The sequence below is a fragment of the Mycetohabitans sp. B46 genome (assembly GCF_037389205.1).
Classification (GTDB): domain Bacteria; phylum Pseudomonadota; class Gammaproteobacteria; order Burkholderiales; family Burkholderiaceae; genus Mycetohabitans.
Genome location: NZ_JADBGL010000002.1, coordinates 356978 through 373268, shown reverse-complemented (window position 1 = coordinate 373268; position 16291 = coordinate 356978). Strand labels below are relative to the sequence as shown.

Annotated in this window: 13 protein-coding genes, 2 other RNA genes and 1 pseudogene; 10 read left to right on the top strand and 6 right to left on the bottom strand. The window is 61.3% G+C overall.

Annotated features, from left to right (window positions below; translation table 11 throughout):
• Positions 1 to 4 precede the first annotated feature (4 nt).
• On the top strand, positions 5 to 940 hold the full coding sequence (locus tag IHE30_RS03805) for a hypothetical protein (protein WP_337688900.1): 936 nt from the start codon (positions 5 to 7) through the stop codon (positions 938 to 940).
• 364 nt (positions 941 to 1304) lie between these two features.
• On the opposite strand, the gene ssrA (IHE30_RS03800) is transcribed toward IHE30_RS03805, so the two are convergent.
• Positions 1305 to 1663, bottom strand: a transfer-messenger RNA (tmRNA) gene (gene ssrA, locus IHE30_RS03800).
• A 113-nt stretch (positions 1664 to 1776) separates the two neighbouring features.
• A pseudogene (locus IHE30_RS03795) lies at positions 1777 to 2001 on the bottom strand (HAD family hydrolase); the annotation flags it as partial.
• 448 nt (positions 2002 to 2449) lie between these two features.
• Here IHE30_RS03795 and IHE30_RS03790 point away from each other — a divergent pair.
• Both IHE30_RS03790 and IHE30_RS03785 read left to right on the top strand, forming a co-directional pair.
• Positions 2450 to 2602: a substrate-binding domain-containing protein gene (locus tag IHE30_RS03790; protein ID WP_337688899.1), complete on the top strand. Its 153-nt coding sequence runs from the start codon at positions 2450 to 2452 to the stop codon at positions 2600 to 2602.
• A 347-nt stretch (positions 2603 to 2949) separates the two neighbouring features.
• A complete protein-coding gene (locus tag IHE30_RS03785; RefSeq protein ID WP_337688897.1) occupies positions 2950 to 3729 on the top strand; it encodes a hypothetical protein in 780 nt (259 codons plus the stop codon).
• Between the two features lie 66 nt (positions 3730 to 3795).
• On the opposite strand, the gene ssrA (IHE30_RS03780) is transcribed toward IHE30_RS03785, so the two are convergent.
• From ssrA (IHE30_RS03780) to ompA, 4 genes are all read right to left on the bottom strand, one after another.
• Positions 3796 to 4154: a transfer-messenger RNA gene (ssrA, locus tag IHE30_RS03780) on the bottom strand.
• Positions 4155 to 4288: 134 nt separating this feature from the next.
• Positions 4289 to 5002 carry an HAD family hydrolase gene (locus IHE30_RS03775; RefSeq protein ID WP_337688895.1) on the bottom strand — a complete coding sequence of 238 codons (714 nt, stop codon included), beginning with the start codon at positions 5000 to 5002 and terminating at the stop codon, positions 4289 to 4291.
• 11 nt (positions 5003 to 5013) lie between these two features.
• Positions 5014 to 5718, bottom strand: a complete 705-nt coding sequence (gene ubiG, locus IHE30_RS03770; protein WP_337688893.1) for a bifunctional 2-polyprenyl-6-hydroxyphenol methylase/3-demethylubiquinol 3-O-methyltransferase UbiG — start codon at positions 5716 to 5718, stop codon at positions 5014 to 5016.
• Positions 5719 to 5952: 234 nt separating this feature from the next.
• Complete coding sequence (ompA, locus tag IHE30_RS03765; RefSeq protein WP_337688891.1) at positions 5953 to 6702, bottom strand: outer membrane protein OmpA; 750 nt, start codon at positions 6700 to 6702, stop codon at positions 5953 to 5955.
• Positions 6703 to 7191: 489 nt separating this feature from the next.
• Between ompA and gyrA the strand changes: the two genes are divergently transcribed.
• The 7 genes from gyrA to cmk all read left to right on the top strand — a co-directional run bounded on the left by gyrA (position 7192) and on the right by cmk (position 16192).
• The gene (gene gyrA, locus IHE30_RS03760; RefSeq protein ID WP_337688889.1) at positions 7192 to 9795 is read left to right on the top strand and encodes a DNA gyrase subunit A; all 2604 of its coding nucleotides are present in this window, start codon (positions 7192 to 7194) and stop codon (positions 9793 to 9795) included.
• An 82-nt stretch (positions 9796 to 9877) separates the two neighbouring features.
• Positions 9878 to 10477, top strand: coding sequence for a DUF2059 domain-containing protein (locus IHE30_RS03755; protein ID WP_337688887.1), 600 nt, complete (start codon positions 9878 to 9880; stop codon positions 10475 to 10477).
• 189 nt (positions 10478 to 10666) lie between these two features.
• The gene (serC, locus tag IHE30_RS03750) at positions 10667 to 11749 is read left to right on the top strand and encodes a 3-phosphoserine/phosphohydroxythreonine transaminase (RefSeq protein ID WP_337688885.1); all 1083 of its coding nucleotides are present in this window, start codon (positions 10667 to 10669) and stop codon (positions 11747 to 11749) included.
• Between the two features lie 45 nt (positions 11750 to 11794).
• A complete protein-coding gene (gene pheA / locus IHE30_RS03745; RefSeq protein WP_337688883.1) occupies positions 11795 to 12877 on the top strand; it encodes a prephenate dehydratase in 1083 nt (360 codons plus the stop codon).
• 257 nt (positions 12878 to 13134) lie between these two features.
• A complete protein-coding gene (locus IHE30_RS03740) occupies positions 13135 to 14055 on the top strand; it encodes a prephenate dehydrogenase (RefSeq protein WP_337688881.1) in 921 nt (306 codons plus the stop codon).
• Positions 14056 to 14069: 14 nt separating this feature from the next.
• The gene (aroA, locus tag IHE30_RS03735) at positions 14070 to 15386 is read left to right on the top strand and encodes a 3-phosphoshikimate 1-carboxyvinyltransferase (RefSeq protein WP_337688880.1); all 1317 of its coding nucleotides are present in this window, start codon (positions 14070 to 14072) and stop codon (positions 15384 to 15386) included.
• A gap of 74 nt (positions 15387 to 15460) precedes the next feature.
• On the top strand, positions 15461 to 16192 hold the full coding sequence (cmk, locus tag IHE30_RS03730; RefSeq protein WP_337688878.1) for a (d)CMP kinase: 732 nt from the start codon (positions 15461 to 15463) through the stop codon (positions 16190 to 16192).
• Positions 16193 to 16291: the final 99 nt, after the last annotated feature.

Sequence of the window (16291 nt, the reverse complement as noted above, 5' to 3'; positions counted from 1 at the left end):
CGCTATGACGAAAGTGAACCTACCGCAGCGGATCTCCGTGACCGACTTGCCGACGAACATCGGCTTGGATTATTTGATCAACATTAAAGATAAGGATTCGCTATCACCGAAGAGCCGGAGCAGGGCGTCAAGTACTGGGCGGCCGGGTGAGTTGGCGGGCCTGCGTTCCCGGCATCGCGGAAGCGAAGAGTCGAGCAAGGTGACGCGTTCGCCTGCTGAATCGAGTAAGCCATCCTTCGACAGTACGAGTTCACCGAAGTTGGGGAGCCGGTTCACTGAACTACTAGAAGAGACTTGGCCTCAAAAAGCTGAGAATTTGAAGCAAAAAACGGCTGTGGAGCCGTTTGTTCATCATCTGGGCGTTGGGCGGACAAAGTCAAAGACGGCTACGGCGCAGTTTGCCGATCATCTCGCAGCAGAGGAGGCGAAGCTAAAGACGGATGCCGAACGATTCATCGGTCACCTCGTCCAGGGAATCGATGCGCAATACGATACGCTTACCAAGCTTCTTGACGAGACCTATAGCGACTGGAGAAAGAACTTTGTAAAACATGACGTCCGACCTGAGGAGCCCAAGCAGGGTAGAGGCCGTGAAGGTACCTTCAGCAACTTGACCAACTCGCTGAAAAGCATAGGGCGACGACGCGCTAGCTCGACCCAATCAACGCAGCTAAACAACCCAGCCGAGCCAGGTGTTGCCGCTGCGGCTGCGGATACAGCGCCCGCTTCGTCAGCGAAGCAGTCGTCCAAGCTGCGTACGCGCAGCGCGTCGGTGGACAATATCCGCAACGGTTTTTCGACGTTGACGAAAAAACTCAGTGTAAAGCGCCGTAAGTCGATGGCGGATACCGCCGTCACCTCGCGCGTCGCCGATGGGTCGCCCGTTCCGCTGGTCCCCCCGCTGCCGGACCGCGTCAAGGCCCGCAAGCCGAAGCGCTGATTCAGCGGTTATCTACCTCGGCTTAAAACGGCTACGCGCTTGCGGACTCGAGCCGTGCGGCAATACGGCACCGCGACGGCTGGCTTACCCTCGGCGCCACCGCCCGGCGAATGACATGCGATCCGGCACGCCGCCGCGGTGCTGCGCGATCGCCGCTGCACCGGTGAGGTTTCGCTTAAGGAAGTTTGGTGGCGGGACACTCGCCTGCCACCGACAATTGCATAACGTACGCATGCCAGATCATGCCAATCGGAGCGGACGTTCGCGTCCCATCTACACCGAGCGTTCGTTCCATCTACGCCGAGCGCTTGGTGGAAACGCATAAAAAACCTCCAACCGAACCTGGTCGGGGTTTGAAGAATATTGGTGGAGCCGGCGGGAATCGAACCCGCGTCCGTGAGCACTCTACAACCAGTTCTACATACTTAGTCCAGTCTTTTGCTTTAACCGTACCGACGCGGACGAACACGCTTCGCTACGGCGAGTCACTGAATTTTCGGCCCCGGCGCCGTGACCTCACCGGGGATTAGCTGACGTGAATGACCTCGCGCGGTCTTGCGACCCTAGCCCGTCAGCGAGCTAGTGCGAGGCAGGCCGGTGTTAAGCGGCCAGTGCGTACGTTTCGTCGTTCGCAGTTACTTAAGTCCCATTGATTTACGAGGTGACGGGTCCTCGGTATGCCCTGAATTGCTTCGCTACCCACGTCGAAACCAGGTCGGCCCCGAAAAGTAGGGGATCATTATCTCACAGACCATAAGATGCGGTCGATGGAGCGGCTTTCAACTAGCGAGTGCATCAGCACAAGTAACGGACGCGCCCAGCACACCGCGTCCGTATTACTCCAACACGACCCCAAATAGGCACTGCAGTTCCGTTGTCGTTTCGACCACGTGATCGGCTCCCCAATCGAAGGGGGCCACGTCGTTGCCGCAATAGCCATAGGCTGCCGCGACAGTCAGCATGCCGGCCGCCTTGCCGGCGTCGATATCGCGCAGGTCATCGCCGACGTAGACCGCGCTGGTCGGTGCGATGCCGAGTCGCTGTGCGGCCAGTAGCAGCGGCTCGGTGGCCTGTTGCTGGTCAAGGTCCATGGTCACGGTCCGGTGCTGTCACCAATAAGCGAAAATCTGCTTTGGGCCGAGTGCATGCGGGTGGAGCGTCTCAGTCCACAGTCGCTGATCATCGAAGGAGCGGACGAGATTAGGCGGCTTATTACGCTGGCGCGACGCAGTATGCAGCACCATGCATCACACGGGCATGCGATCGCGGCATTGGTGCAAACGCTGGCCGATGCAGAGATGCTTCATTTGCCGGACGGGCGATTTTGATCGATGTGGGCGGTGGCCTATTGCCCATGGCCCGACGACGGCCAAATCTATTGGTGTATTTGACACGCCGCAATCAGGGGACTGTTTATGCCTAAGGTAATCTGAAGCGCATTTGCGGTTTGCCGGGTCTGTCATGCAAAGGCGTGCGCTTTCTGAACCGCCAGCCCGTGCAGATATGCGGATGCTACTTGAGCTGATGCTGCACGACATCAGTATCGATCCAACATGCATCAACGGCTACTCGTCCACTGAGCTTACTCACTCGGCGATTGCGGCATTCGTTGGAAGTGGCAAGGTCGATATTGGATTCGGCATGCAGCCGGCGGTTGCTTAATTTGGTTGAAGTTCATACCAATAGTTGATAAGGAATACTGATTTATTTGCCACAGGGATACAATTTATACGTCACCCTTGGCGATGATTGCCGATGAGTTACGCAGTGATGCCTTTCGACACATGGTTGTCCAACTAGACGGATAGAATGCGCGCCGCTGCGGCAATCGCGTGGCGGTTCAGCCAGCATTGGGAATGCGATATGGATTAGGGATGTTGCAGGTCATTGAAGAAACGCAGGATGTTCGCCTGTTTCGCCAGTGCTAATGTGTGATCGCGTATGCGCTTCGGTTGTCAGCGTTCTGGGGTAGTGTGAGTTTTCGCCACGAGATAAGGTATAAACGCAATATGACGATTCAGCCGAATCCACAGAGCCGATATTACACCGGGAACCTCAAGTACAACCAACAATTTAGCAGTGTCAACGACTCGTCGACGTCGGAAGCAGACGATACTGTGCCGTTAGCAAGCCTGTATCGCAACCGGCTTACCGCTCCCAGTGCGCGGCATGAGACAGGAATACTCACGCAGCTCAGGGAGGATCAATGTCCCGTTAAAGCTAGGCAGTCACCGACGCAATTTATAGAAAAGCAATTCGCTAATGGTAACCTACGTACTGCTAATGTAGTCAAGGACATTAGGGATACGTGCGCCCAATGGAATACGCAGTATGTGAAAGCAAAATCTCACAAGACTACAGAGGCGTCGATCCCGCCAACAGTCAGTATTCAATCTTCGGATGGAAGTTATGCAAAAGAGCCGCAGTCTGCAGAAGAGGCTGCGGATCGGTACTTGCATCGAGTCGAACCGCTTGGTGTTAGCCGGGAGGCTGTGCTTGAATATTTTTGTGCCACCTATCCCAATCGTGCCAATCGGACGACGAAACCCATGCAAAGCTCGCCTCAGGACGTACCGGTGAGCGGCAATACAACACCGGTCATGCGTCATCGCGCTATCGAGCGCAGTCAATCGATGTCAAACGTCTCGAAACGCACCCCTGTTTTGCCTGAGGCAACCCCAGTGCCGCCGTTGCCCGAACGCCAGCGGCCATCTGTGCTGAAACGATGGTTTTCCAGCGTCTCGCTAGGCAAGCGTCATCGACGGGGTAACAACGTGTCGGCGTCCTGAAATATCGTTCGTGCGGTGATTCTACTGCCGATGTTCTACTCCAGCAGGCACTGCTGGAGCACATATTGGTGGAGCCGGCGGGAATCGAACCCGCGTCCGTGAGCACTCTACAACCAGTTCTACATACTTAGTCCAGTCTTTTGCTTTAACCGCACCGACGCGGACGAACACGCTTCGCTACGGCGAGTCACTGGATTTTCGGCCCCGGCGCCGTGACCTCACCGGGGATTAGCTGACGTGAATGACCTCGCGCGGTCTTGCGACCCTAGCCCGTCAGCGAGCTAGTGCGAGGCAGGCCGGTGTTAAGCGGCCAGTGCGTACGTTTCGTCGTTCGCAGTTACTTAAGTCCCATTGATTTACGAGGTGACGGGTCCTCGGTATGCCCTGAATTGCTTCGCTACCCACGTCGAAACCAGGTCGGCCCCGAAAGTAGGGGATCATTATCTCACACACCATAAGATGCGGTCGATAGGGCGGCTTTCAACTAGCGAGTGCATCAGCACAAGTAACGGACGTGCCCAGCACAAGTAACGGGCGCGCCCAGCGCACCGCGTCCGTATTACTCCAACACGATCCCGAATAGGCACTGCAGTTCCGTTGTCGTTTCGACCACGTGATCGGCTCCCCAATCGAAGGGGGCCACGTCGTTGCCGCAATAGCCATAGGCTGCCGCGACAGTCAGCATGCCGGCCGCCTTGCCGGCGTCGATATCGCGCAGGTCATCGCCGACGTAGACCGCGCTGGTCGGCGCGATGCCGAGCCGCTGTGCGGCCAGTAGCAGCGGCGCCGGGTGGGGTTTCGGGTGCGGGGTAGTATCGCCGCCAATGACACATCCGGTGTCGGCGGCTAGGCCCAACCGGGCAATCAGCGGCAATGCCAGCCGTTCGACCTTGTTCGTGACGATGCCCCACGGAATGCCGCGTGCGGATAGTCCATCAAGCAATGGACGCATGCCGTCGAACAGCGTTGTGTCGACGCAAAGATCGGCCTCGTAGTTGGCGAGAAACTCTGCCCGCATCGCGCTGAAATCGGGGTCTTGTGGCCCGATGCCGAATGCGCCACCGAGCAGCCCGCGTGCACCGGCCGATGCGAACGGACGCAACCTCTGCAGCGGCACCTCGGGCAAGCCGCGCCCGCGGCGCATCTTGTTGACTGCCGCCGCCAGATCCGGTGCGGTATCGGCGATCGTACCGTCCAAGTCGAACAAGACCGCGCGGCAAGTCGCGAACACGGCGGCGGGTATTGGGCCGGTCAGCGAGGCAGTGGCTGTCATGTCGTTGCGCTTCACGTGGCGCGTTGGCACGCAAGCATGTAATTGATGCGGGTATCGTCGGTCAACGCGAAGCGCTGGCCGAGCGGATAGTAGGCTAGCCCCTTGAACTCGTGCGCGAGCAGTCCGGCGTCACGAACGAACTTGGCGAGCTCCGATGGCTTAATGAAGCGCGTATAGTCGTGCGTGCCCCGTGGCAGCATTTGCATCACGTATTCGGCGCCGATCACCGCGAACAAATAGGCTTTCAGATTTCGGTTCAGCGTCGAGAAGAACACCCAGCCGCCCGGCTTCACCAACTGCGCGCAGGCGCGCACGATGCTCACCGGTTGCGGGACGTGCTCCAGCATCTCCATGCAGGTGACCACGTCGTATGTCGCCGGTTCGCGATCGGCAAGTGCCTCCGCGGAGATCGCTTCATACTCGACGTTTGTTACGCCGCTCTCCAAGCTGTGCAGGTCGGCAACGCCGAGTGCGTTCTCGGACAAATCAATTCCCTTGACCGACGCGGCGCCCAGTTGCGCAATCGACTCCGACAAGATGCCGCCGCCGCAGCCGACGTCGAGCACCCGTTTGTCGAGCAAATGGGCGTGCGAGTCGATCCACGCCAGTCGCAGTGGGTTCATGTCGTGAAGCGGTTTGAATTCGGCTTTGGGATCCCACCAGCGATGAGCGAGATCGCTGAATTTTTGCAGTTCGTGTGGATCGGCGTTGGTCATGATGGGCAAGGCAGGGGCGGCAGCAAGGCGGCGCGGCGCGCTGCCGCGAGCTGCTCACGCGGCTAATAGTTATCAGTATATCGGGCCGCTGACGCGCCGGCAAAGCGGTGCCTGCGCGATGATGTCGCGACTGGCATCGAGCGGAACGTGCGGCGCCGTGGGTGACGCTCGGATAAGGGCGAAAAAAAGCCCTGCCAATGCAGGGCTAGGTGCCTCGGTTGCAAGCGAGCCGACTTATTGCTGCGGCTGGCTCGACGTACCAATAGGCTGGCTCGACGTATCGATGGGTTGGCTCATCGTATCGGCGGGTTGGCTCGACGTATCGACGGGCTGGCTCGTCGTACCGACGACTTCCACTTCCACGCGGCGGTTCGGTGCCAGGCACGCGATCAACGCCTTGCGGTTCTTCTGGTTGCAGTCCGTCACGACCGGATTACGCTTGCCCTTGCCTTCCGTGTAAATGCGGTTGGCCGGGATGCCCTTGCTAATCAGGTAGGTCTTTACCGCTTGCGCACGGCGCAGTGACAGATGGTCATTGTACTTATCCGAGCCGATCTTGTCGGTGTAGCCCGTGGCGACGACTACTTCGAGGTCCAAGCCCTGAATCTTCGAGACCAAATCATCGAGCTTTTCCTGGCCGGCCGGCTTCAGCACCGCCTTGTCGAAGTCGAACAACGTGTCCGCCTGATAGGTGACCTTCTGGCTCGTGATGACCGGTGCCGGTACGACAACCGGCGGGGGCGCCGGCGGCGTCGGAGCCTGAACCACCAGCGCGCCGTCGCACTTCGCGTTCGCAGTGGCCGGGGTCCAGAACGCATCGCGCCAGCAAAGCTCGCTCGTGCCGTTCATCCACACGTATTCGCCGGTGCCGTTTGCCCAGTTGTCGTTGGCGGCTTGCCGCGAAGCCGGTACCGACTGTGCCGATGCGGATGCAGCCATGACCGCGGTAGCTGCAATGAACGCGAGCTTTGAACGTTTATTCATATTTCTCCTCTCGAAATTGAGATTACCGCAGCTTTACTGCGAGCCTGTTGACGAAGACAAGTCAGACATTGCGCGAAGTATAACATTATGGCAATGCGGAAAACCGATGTATACACTTCGAACAGGGTCTGGCTTCTGCGCCACATTTTGCCATACCGGTACTATCCAACGATAAATTTCTCCTCCTCGCTAGACCCTAATCCGGCGATTGTGGTTTGTCCGCAACAGTCGCCGAAGAACACTGTCCAGCTTGGCTCTGCGGCATTGTAGACAGGATTGCGTGACGCCGTCGAGAAAGGGGGCGGGGGACCCACGCGCCGGTGGGGCAGCGTGCCCGCTTGCGCGCGGCACTGCGTGCCGGGGCCGCCGGGCTCACATGCTAGAATCGCGTGATACGCGTTGTCCGCCACCGCCACACCGGCACATGCGCCCACGCCACGCCCGCGGCCTGGGGCCGGCACCGCCAGAGTTCGTCAAAGACACCAATAAATGGATCAATTCGCCAAAGAGACCCTGCCTATTTCTCTCGAAGAGGAAATGCGCCGCTCCTACCTCGACTACGCGATGAGCGTGATCGTGGGCCGCGCGCTGCCCGATGCGCGCGATGGACTCAAGCCGGTGCATCGGCGCGTGCTCTATGCGATGCATGAGCTAAACAACGACTGGAATCGTGCGTACAAGAAGTCCGCGCGGATTGTCGGTGACGTGATCGGTAAATATCATCCGCACGGCGACAGCGCGGTCTACGAGACGATCGTGCGCATGGCGCAGGATTTCTCGCTGCGCTACATGCTGGTGGACGGGCAGGGCAACTTCGGCTCAGTCGACGGCGACAATGCCGCGGCGATGCGCTACACCGAGATCCGGCTTGCGAAGATTGGCCATGAGCTGCTGGCTGATATCGACAAAGAGACTGTGGACTTTGAGCCGAACTACGACGGCAGCGAGACCCAGCCGCAGGTGCTGCCGGCGCGGATCCCGAACCTGTTGATCAACGGCTCGTCCGGTATCGCGGTTGGCATGGCGACGAACATCCCGCCGCATAACTTGAACGAAGTCGTCGACGCGTGCCAGCACCTGCTGAACTATCCGCAAGCGTCGATCGACGAGCTGATCGAGCTTGTCCCGGCGCCTGACTTCCCGACGGCGGGGATCGTCTACGGCGTGCAAGGCGTGCGCGACGGCTATCGTACCGGCCGCGGCCGCGTCGTGATGCGCGCCAAGACCCATTTTGAGGAGATTGACCGCGGCCAGCGCATGGCGATCATCGTCGACGAGTTGCCGTATCAGGTGAACAAGCGCTCGCTGCTCGAGCGCATCGCCGAGCTGGTCAACGAGAAGAAGATTGAGGGCATCTCCGATATCCGCGACGAGTCCGACAAGAGCGGCATGCGCGTGGTGATTGAGCTGAAGCGCGGCGAAGTGCCGGAGGTTGTGCTCAATAATTTGTACAAGAACACGCAGCTGCAGGATACGTTTGGCATGAATATGGTCGCGCTGATCGACGGCCAGCCGAAATTGCTGAACCTGCGCGAGCTGCTGGAGTGCTTCCTGGCGCACCGGCGTGAAGTCGTCACGCGCCGCACTCTCTATGAGCTGCGCCGCGCGCGCGAGCGCGGCCATGTGCTCGAAGGCCTGGCGGTGGCGCTGGCGAACATTGACGAGTTCATTGCGATCATCAAAGCAGCGCCGACGCCGCCGATCGCGAAGCAGGAGCTGATGACGCGCGCGTGGGACTCGGCGCTAGTGCGCGACATGCTATCGCGCGCGCAAGGCGAAACCCCGGGCGGGCGCGATGCGTTCCGCCCCGATGGGCTGGCACCCATCTTCGGCATGCAATCCGATGGACTGTATAAGCTGTCGGACACGCAGGCGCAGGAAATCCTGCAGATGCGCCTGCAGCGCTTGACCGGCCTGGAGCAAGACAAAATCACCGCCGAGTATCGCGAGGTGATGGCGCAGATCGCCGATCTGCTGGATATCCTGGCCAAGCCGGAACGGATCCGCACGATCATTGCCGACGAGCTGGTCGCGGTCAAGGCGGAATTCGGCGACCCGAGGCGCTCGCAGATCGAATTAAACGCCACCGAACTCGGCACCGAAGACCTGATTACGCCGCAGGACATGGTCGTCACGATGTCGCACGCTGGCTACATCAAGTCGCAGCCGCTGTCCGAGTATCGTGCGCAAAAGCGCGGTGGCCGCGGCAAGCAAGCGATCGTGATGAAGGACGACGATTGGATCGAGACGTTGTTTATCGCGAACACGCATGATCATATTCTGTGTTTCTCGAACCGCGGGCGCGTGTACTGGCTCAAGGTCTACGAGGTGCCGCAGGGCTCGCGCAACTCGCGCGGCCGGCCGATCGTGAACATGTTCCCGCTGCAGGAAGGCGAGAAAATCAACGTGGTGCTGCCGGTCAAGGAATTTTCGGCCGACAAGTTTGTATTCCTTGCCACGTCGCTTGGCACCGTGAAGAAGACGCCGCTGGAGGCGTTCTCGCGACCGCTCAGGAAGGGCATCATCGCGGTGGGGCTCGATGAGGGCGATTTCCTGATCGGCGCGCAGATCACCGACGGGCAGCATGACGTGATGCTGTTCTCCGACGCCGGCAAGGCGGTGCGCTTCGATGAGAACGACGTGCGGCCAATGGGGCGGGAGGCACGCGGTGTGCGCGGCATGCAACTCGAGGATGGCCAGCAGGTGATCGCGCTGTTGGTGGCCGGCGGCGAGTCGCAATCGGTGCTGACCGCGACCGAGAACGGCTACGGCAAGCGCACGCCGATTGCCGAATACACGCGGCATGGGCGTGGCACAAAGGGTATGATCGCGATCCAGACCTCGGAGCGCAACGGCCGGGTGGTCGCCGCGACGCTGGTCGAGCCGGATAGCGAGATTATGCTGATCACGACCGCCGGTGTGCTGATTCGCACCCGCGTTTCTGAAATCCGCGAGATGGGCCGCGCCACGCAAGGTGTTACACTAATCAGCCTTGACGAGGGCACCAAGCTGTCGGGCTTGCAGCAGATCGCTGAGACCGACGCAGAAGCCGACACCGAGTCTGACGCGGATACGGGTGGCGCTGACGAATGACGGCTGGCTGGATGCATGACGGCCGGGTGTGGCGGCTGAGCGAGCGCCGGATCGACAGAACAACTTTTTCATGGGAGTCGTGATGCAAAAACAATTCAAGCAGTGGATGTTGCTGGCCCTTTTCGTGCCGACGTTGGCGATGGCACAGGCGCTGCCTGCCCAGGGCGGTGCGGCTTCGACCTCCAGTGCAGCGCCGATCGATCCGGCCAAGCAGGCCGCCATCAAGGATCTGCTCGATGCGATCGACGCGCCGAAGCTGGTCGGCGCCATTGCCAACAGCGCACAAATGCAAGCCAAGCAACTGGTGCCGGCGATCCTGTCCGACGCGCTGACCGAGAATAAGGCGCTCAACGACAAGCAGAAGCAGGCTGCCGTGCCGACGCTGCAAAAGAATGCCGTGCCCAAGCTCGTGGAATCCGCGGGCACGGTATTTAACAGCGAGCCATTCCGCCAGGATGCGATGCAGGCGCAGTATGAGGCGTATGCGAAGTACTATTCGGCATCGGAAATCAAGGACCTGACGACGTTCTATAAGAGCCCGACCGGTCGCAAGTTCATCGAGGTGCAGGATCAGGTGGGTCGCGACGTGGTCAGCGGCCTGATGCAGAAGTACATGCCGGCATCGATCAAGGCGACGCGCGACCAGGCCGATAAGGAAGTGAACGCGGTCAAGGCGAAGTAACGTCGGCCGCGGATGCGTACCGCCACGCAAGTGGTCTGTGGCGGTACGCGAGCGGCGGGCCGGGCGCCGCCAATCGTTTGACGGTGCCGCGATGGCGATGTCATCATGGCCGTTTGCGATGCTGCAAGCGGCCATTGCTTTTTTTTGACGCAGACACGTGGTTTGCGTCCGTTTCAGCCAGAGTTCCAGATGCGAGCATTCAATTTTTCGGCGGGTCCCGCGGCGCTGCCTGAAGAGGTGTTGCAACAGGCCGCCGACGAGATGCTCGATTGGCACGGCTGCGGCATGGGCGTGATGGAAATGAGCCACCGCGGCCGTGAGTTCTCGTCGATCCACGAGCGGGCATTGCTCGATCTGCGGGAACTGCTGGCGGTGCCGGCCAGCCACCAGATCCTGTTCCTGCAAGGCGGCGGGCTCGGCGCAAACGCGATTGTGCCGATGAACCTGCTCGGCTCGCGCTCGAGCGCGGATTTCGTGTTGACTGGCGCTTGGACGCAGAAGTCCTATCACGAGGCAAAGAAGTATTGCAGTGCGCATATTGCCGCATCGGGCAAGACCGATGCGGGCTTCACGCGGATGCCGGCCGTATCGGAATGGCGGCTTTGCGAGGATCCCGCGTACGTGCATGTGTGCTCGAACGAAACGATTGACGGCGTCGAGATGTTCGAGTTTCCCGACCTGGGCAATGTGCCGCTGGTGGTCGATGCGTCGTCGCACATTCTGTCGCGTCCAATGGACGTGGCCAAATGCGGCGCGTTGTTTGCTGGCGCGCAGAAGAACATCGGCATTGCCGGCTTGACGATCGTGATCGTGCGCGAGGATCTGCTGGATCGGGCACTCGCGATTTGCCCGTCGGTGTTCGAGTGGAAGACGGTTGCCGCGAACAACTCGATGTACAACACGCCCCCTACGTATGCGATCTATGTCGCCGGGCTGGTGTTCCAATGGCTGAAGCGCCAGGGCGGGCTTGCCGCGATCGAGGCGCGCAATCTCGAGAAGGCCACGCTGCTGTATGACTTCATTGACGGCAGCGACTTTTACTCGAACAAGGTCGAGCGCGGGTCGCGTTCGAGAATGAACGTGCCGTTCTTTCTTGCTGATGAATCGCGCAACGACGATTTCCTGGCCGGCGCGAACGCGCGGGGACTATTGCAACTGAAGGGCCACAGGTCCGTTGGCGGCATGAGGGCATCGATCTACAACGCGGTGCCGTTGGACGGCGTCAAGGCGCTCATCGAATACATGAAGGAATTCGAGCAACGCCGCGCCTGAGGTCGCGTGGACCCAGGACCGGTTTTTTCACGTGCCGATGTTGCGATGGACGAAGAACTGAATGTGAAGCTCAAGCCATTGCGCGAGCGCATCGACGAGATCGACCGGCAATTGATCACGCTGCTGAACCAGCGCGCGCAGGTTGCCCTCGAGGTCGGCGAGGTTAAGAAGGCATATAACGCGCCAGTGTTTCGGCCGGAGCGCGAGCAGCAGGTGATCTTGCGCCTGCAGGCGTTATCTGCCGGGCCGCTAGACGGCGAGCATATCGCGTTGATCTGGCGCGAGATCATGGCGGCGAGCCGTCAACTCGAGAAAGCGCAGCAGGCTGCGTACTTGGGCCCGGAGGGCACCTATAGCGAGCAGGCGATGCTCGGCTATTTCGGCCAGTCGATGACCGGTCTGCCATGCGTGTCGATTGACGAGGTGTTCCGCTCGGTCGAGGCGGGCGCAGCCGATTTTGGCGTTGTGCCCGTCGAGAATTCGACCGAAGGCGCAGTGTCGCGCACGCTGGACCTGCTGCTCGAAACGTCACTGCAGATCAGCGGTGAACTCTCGCTGCCGATCCAGCATCATCTGCTCACGCAAAGCGGCACGTTGCAAGGGGTCACGCGGGTGTGTGCGCACGCGCAGGCGCTCGCGCAGTGCCAGCACTGGCTTTCCGTCAACGCGCCGCTGCTCGAACGCCAGGCGATGTCCAGCAATGCCGAGGCTGCCCGGGTGGCGGCGGCGGAGCCCACCGTCGCGGCGATCGCCAGCGAACGTGCCGGGATCCAGTACGGCTTGCAGACCGCTTTCGCGTTGATCCAGGACGATCCGCGCAATCGCACGCGTTTCCTAATCATCGGCGGCGATCCGCCGGGGGCGACGGGTTGCGACAAGACGTCGGTGATTTTCTCGGTAAAGAACGAGCCGGGCGCCGTGTTTCGGATGCTCGAGCCGCTGGCACGGCATGGTGTATCGATGAGTCGTTTAGAGTCGCGCCCGGCGCGTAGCAGTGTGTGGGAGTATTGTTTTTATATCGATCTCGAAGGCCATCAGCACGACGCGGCGGTCGCGGCCGCGCTCGCGGAGTTGGAGCGTGCCGCAGCCTATGTGAAGAGACTTGGCTCCTATCCGCGGGCCCAGTAGGGTCCACGCCAGCGGACCCTGCGGTGGCGGCCGGCGTGTGATCACCTCGCCGACCACGACCGTTGGCCAACCTTGTGGTTATTTGTCTGGAGCCAGAGCATCCATGTCAGCCATGCAATACGGTGCGTCCCACGTGTGTGTGCTTGCCCCAGCACGCAGTGTGTCTCGCCGAAGTGTTCCTCACCGCGCTGCAAAGGGCGCTGGCCCTGTCCTGAGCGAACAGGCGCCTATCGTGCACCTCATTACACTATCGTATCGTGGCCGTATTCGCTTTCAATAAACTGGTCATCGTCGGCGTCGGGCTGATCGGCGGCTCATTGGCGTTGGCGCTGCGCGAGCGTCACGGCGGCACCGGCACGATCGTCGGTGTCGGCCGCGGCGCCGGCTCGCTGCGCACAGCGCTCGAGCGGCGCGTCATCGATGAGGCGATCGTGATCGACGATGACGCTGCGCTGGCCGGCGCGTTGCGCGGCGCGGATTGGGTCGTGCTGGCGGCGCCCGTCGCGCAGACCCGTGCGCTGCTCGGTGCCATCGCGCCGCACTTGGAGCGATCTACGATCGTCACCGACGCGGGTAGCACGAAGCAAGACGTCATTGCCGCCGCCCGCGCCGCGCTAGGCGCGCGGCTCGCGCAGTTCGTGCCCGGGCATCCGATCGCCGGGCGCGAATCCAGCGGGGTCGAGGCGGCGCTCGCCGACCTGTATGTGGGACGCAAGGTGGTGTTGTGTCCGCTCGCGGAGAACCCGCGCGCGTTGGTGGACCGGGTAGCTGCCATGTGGGAGGCGAGTGGCGCCTCGCTGCATGAGATGACTGCGCAGCAGCATGATGCGGTTTTCGCCGCCGTTAGCCACTTGCCGCATGTGCTGTCGTTCACGCTCGTCGAGACGATTCTGCGCGCCCCGGATGCGGCGTTGAAGCTCGCGTTTGCCGGCGGGGGCTTTCGCGACTTCACGCGGATCGCGGCGTCGAGTCCGGAAATGTGGCGCGACATCTGCGTGGCCAACCGCGATGCGCTGCTGGACGGGATCGACGCTTACTCGGCCGTGCTTGCAACAGTGCGCGCGGCGATCGCGGCGGGTGATGGTGCGACGCTCGAAGCGCTGTTCGCGCGTTCGCGCAGCGCGCGGGCGCAATGGGGCCACGAGCGTGACGTGGCGTCCAAGCTCAAGCGGGGCTGAAAGGAGCTTCTATCATGGCATATCTCGACCTCGGACCCTACACACGTGCCACCGGCACGGTGCGCCTACCTGGCTCCAAGAGTATCTCGAACCGCGTGCTGCTGCTGGCGGCATTGGCTGAGGGCGTCACGACGATCGACAACCTGCTCGATTCGGACGACACCCGTGTCATGCTGGCCGCGCTTGAACAACTGGGCGTCACGCTGCAGCATGACGCCGCGCAGTGGCGTTGCACCGTGACAGGCGCTGGGAGCGGGTTTCCGGTCAAGCGGGCGGCGTTGTTTCTCGGCAACGCGGGAACCGCCGTGCGGCCGCTAACCGCGGCGTTGGCGGTCATGGGCGGCGAGTACCGACTGCATGGCGTACCGAGAATGCACGAGCGCCCGATCGGTGACCTGGTCGATGGCCTGCGGCAGCTCGGGGCGCGAATCGACTATGAAGGCAATCCGGGCTATCCGCCATTGCTCGTGCATCCGGCGTCGCTTCGCGCGAATGCGCCGATTCGCGTGCGGGGCGACGTATCGAGCCAGTTCCTGACCGCGCTGCTGATCACGCTGCCGCTGGTGGAGACGGCCGGCGGCGAGGCGGTGGTCGAAGTCGAGGGCGAGCTCATCTCCAAGCCGTATGTTGAGATCACGATCCGCTTGATGGAGCGCTTCGGCGTGCATGTACAGCGCGACGGCTGGCGGCGCTTCATCGTGCCGGCCGCCGGCCGCGCGCGCTACCGCTCGCCGGGCCGGATCGTCGTCGAAGGCGACGCGTCGTCGGCGTCCTATTTCCTCGCGGCTGGCGCGCTTGCCCATGGGCCGGTGCGTGTCGAAGGCGTCGGGCGGGCCAGCATCCAGGGCGACGTGCAGTTTGCCGACGCGTTGGTCCGCATGGGGGCGAATGTGATGATCGGCGACGACTGGATCGAAGTGCGCGGGGTCGAATCGGATGACGGCAGGTTGCAGCCGTTGGACATGGATTTCAATCTGATTCCGGATGCCGCGATGACGATTGCAGTCGCCGCGTTGTTCGCCAGCGGCATGACCACGCTGCGCAACATCGGCAGCTGGCGGGTGAAGGAAACGGACCGGATTGCTGCCATGGCCACCGAGTTGCGCAAACTGGGGGCGCACGTCGAGGAAGGCGCGGACTACTTGCGTGTGGCGCCGCCCGCCGCGCTGACGCCTCATGCCGCAATCGACACGTATGATGACCATCGGATGGCAATGTGCTTCTCCCTGGTCAGTCTGGGCCGTGTCCCGGTGAGGATTCACGATCCCAGTTGCGTCGGCAAGACGTTTCCCGATTATTTCGACAGATTTACCGCAATTGCACGCGCTTGATCCAGTGCCGGCGGCCGGCGGGTCCGCGTATGTGCGGTCGGCCGCTTCAAATATTTTAGTTTCCGAATAGAGTAATGAAGTCCAATCGTCCATTTTATGAACCCGTGCCAGTCATCACGATTGACGGGCCGACGGCATCCGGCAAGGGCACGGTCGCGCAACTGGTGGCGGCGCACCTGGGCTTTCATTTGCTGGACAGCGGCGCGCTGTACCGGCTGACGGCGCTGGCGGCGCAGCGCTATGGCGTGGGCAAGGACGACGTCGCGGCGCTGGTGGCGCTGATCGATGACCTCCATATCACCTTTCGCGAAGGCTGTGCGCAATTGGATGGTGTGGACGTTTCGACCGAGATTCGGCATGAGGCCGTCGGCAAGCTAGCCTCGGCGATCGCGGTACACGCGCCGGTGCGCGGCGCGCTGGTGGCGCGGCAGCGCGCGTTTCGCAAGCCGCCCGGCCTAGTCGCGGACGGCCGCGACATGGGCACGGTGATTTTTACCGACGCGGTATTAAAGGTGTTTTTGACGGCCAGCGTGGAGGCGCGCGCGCAGAGGCGTTATAAGCAATTGATACAAAAAGGGTTTTCTGCTAATATCGATGACCTTTTGCGGGATCTGCGCGAGCGTGACGCGCGCGATGCGAATCGCGCAAGTGCGCCGCTGAAGCCAGCAGCGCACGCGCGCCTGCTCGACACGTCTACGTTGTCGATCGGCGAAGCGGTTGACCAGGTCGTGGCCTGGTACCAGCAAATCGAGCCGGCCACCGGCGCCGCGAAGGCGGGCCAGGGCCGGCAAGGCCCACAGGCATGAGTGTTGCGGCTGTATTATGACGGCCGGGCAGTCACGCATAGTGGCGGTGAGGCTTCATAGTGCCCGATGCCTTCGTAGTGCCCGATGCAGTTGTAGTAA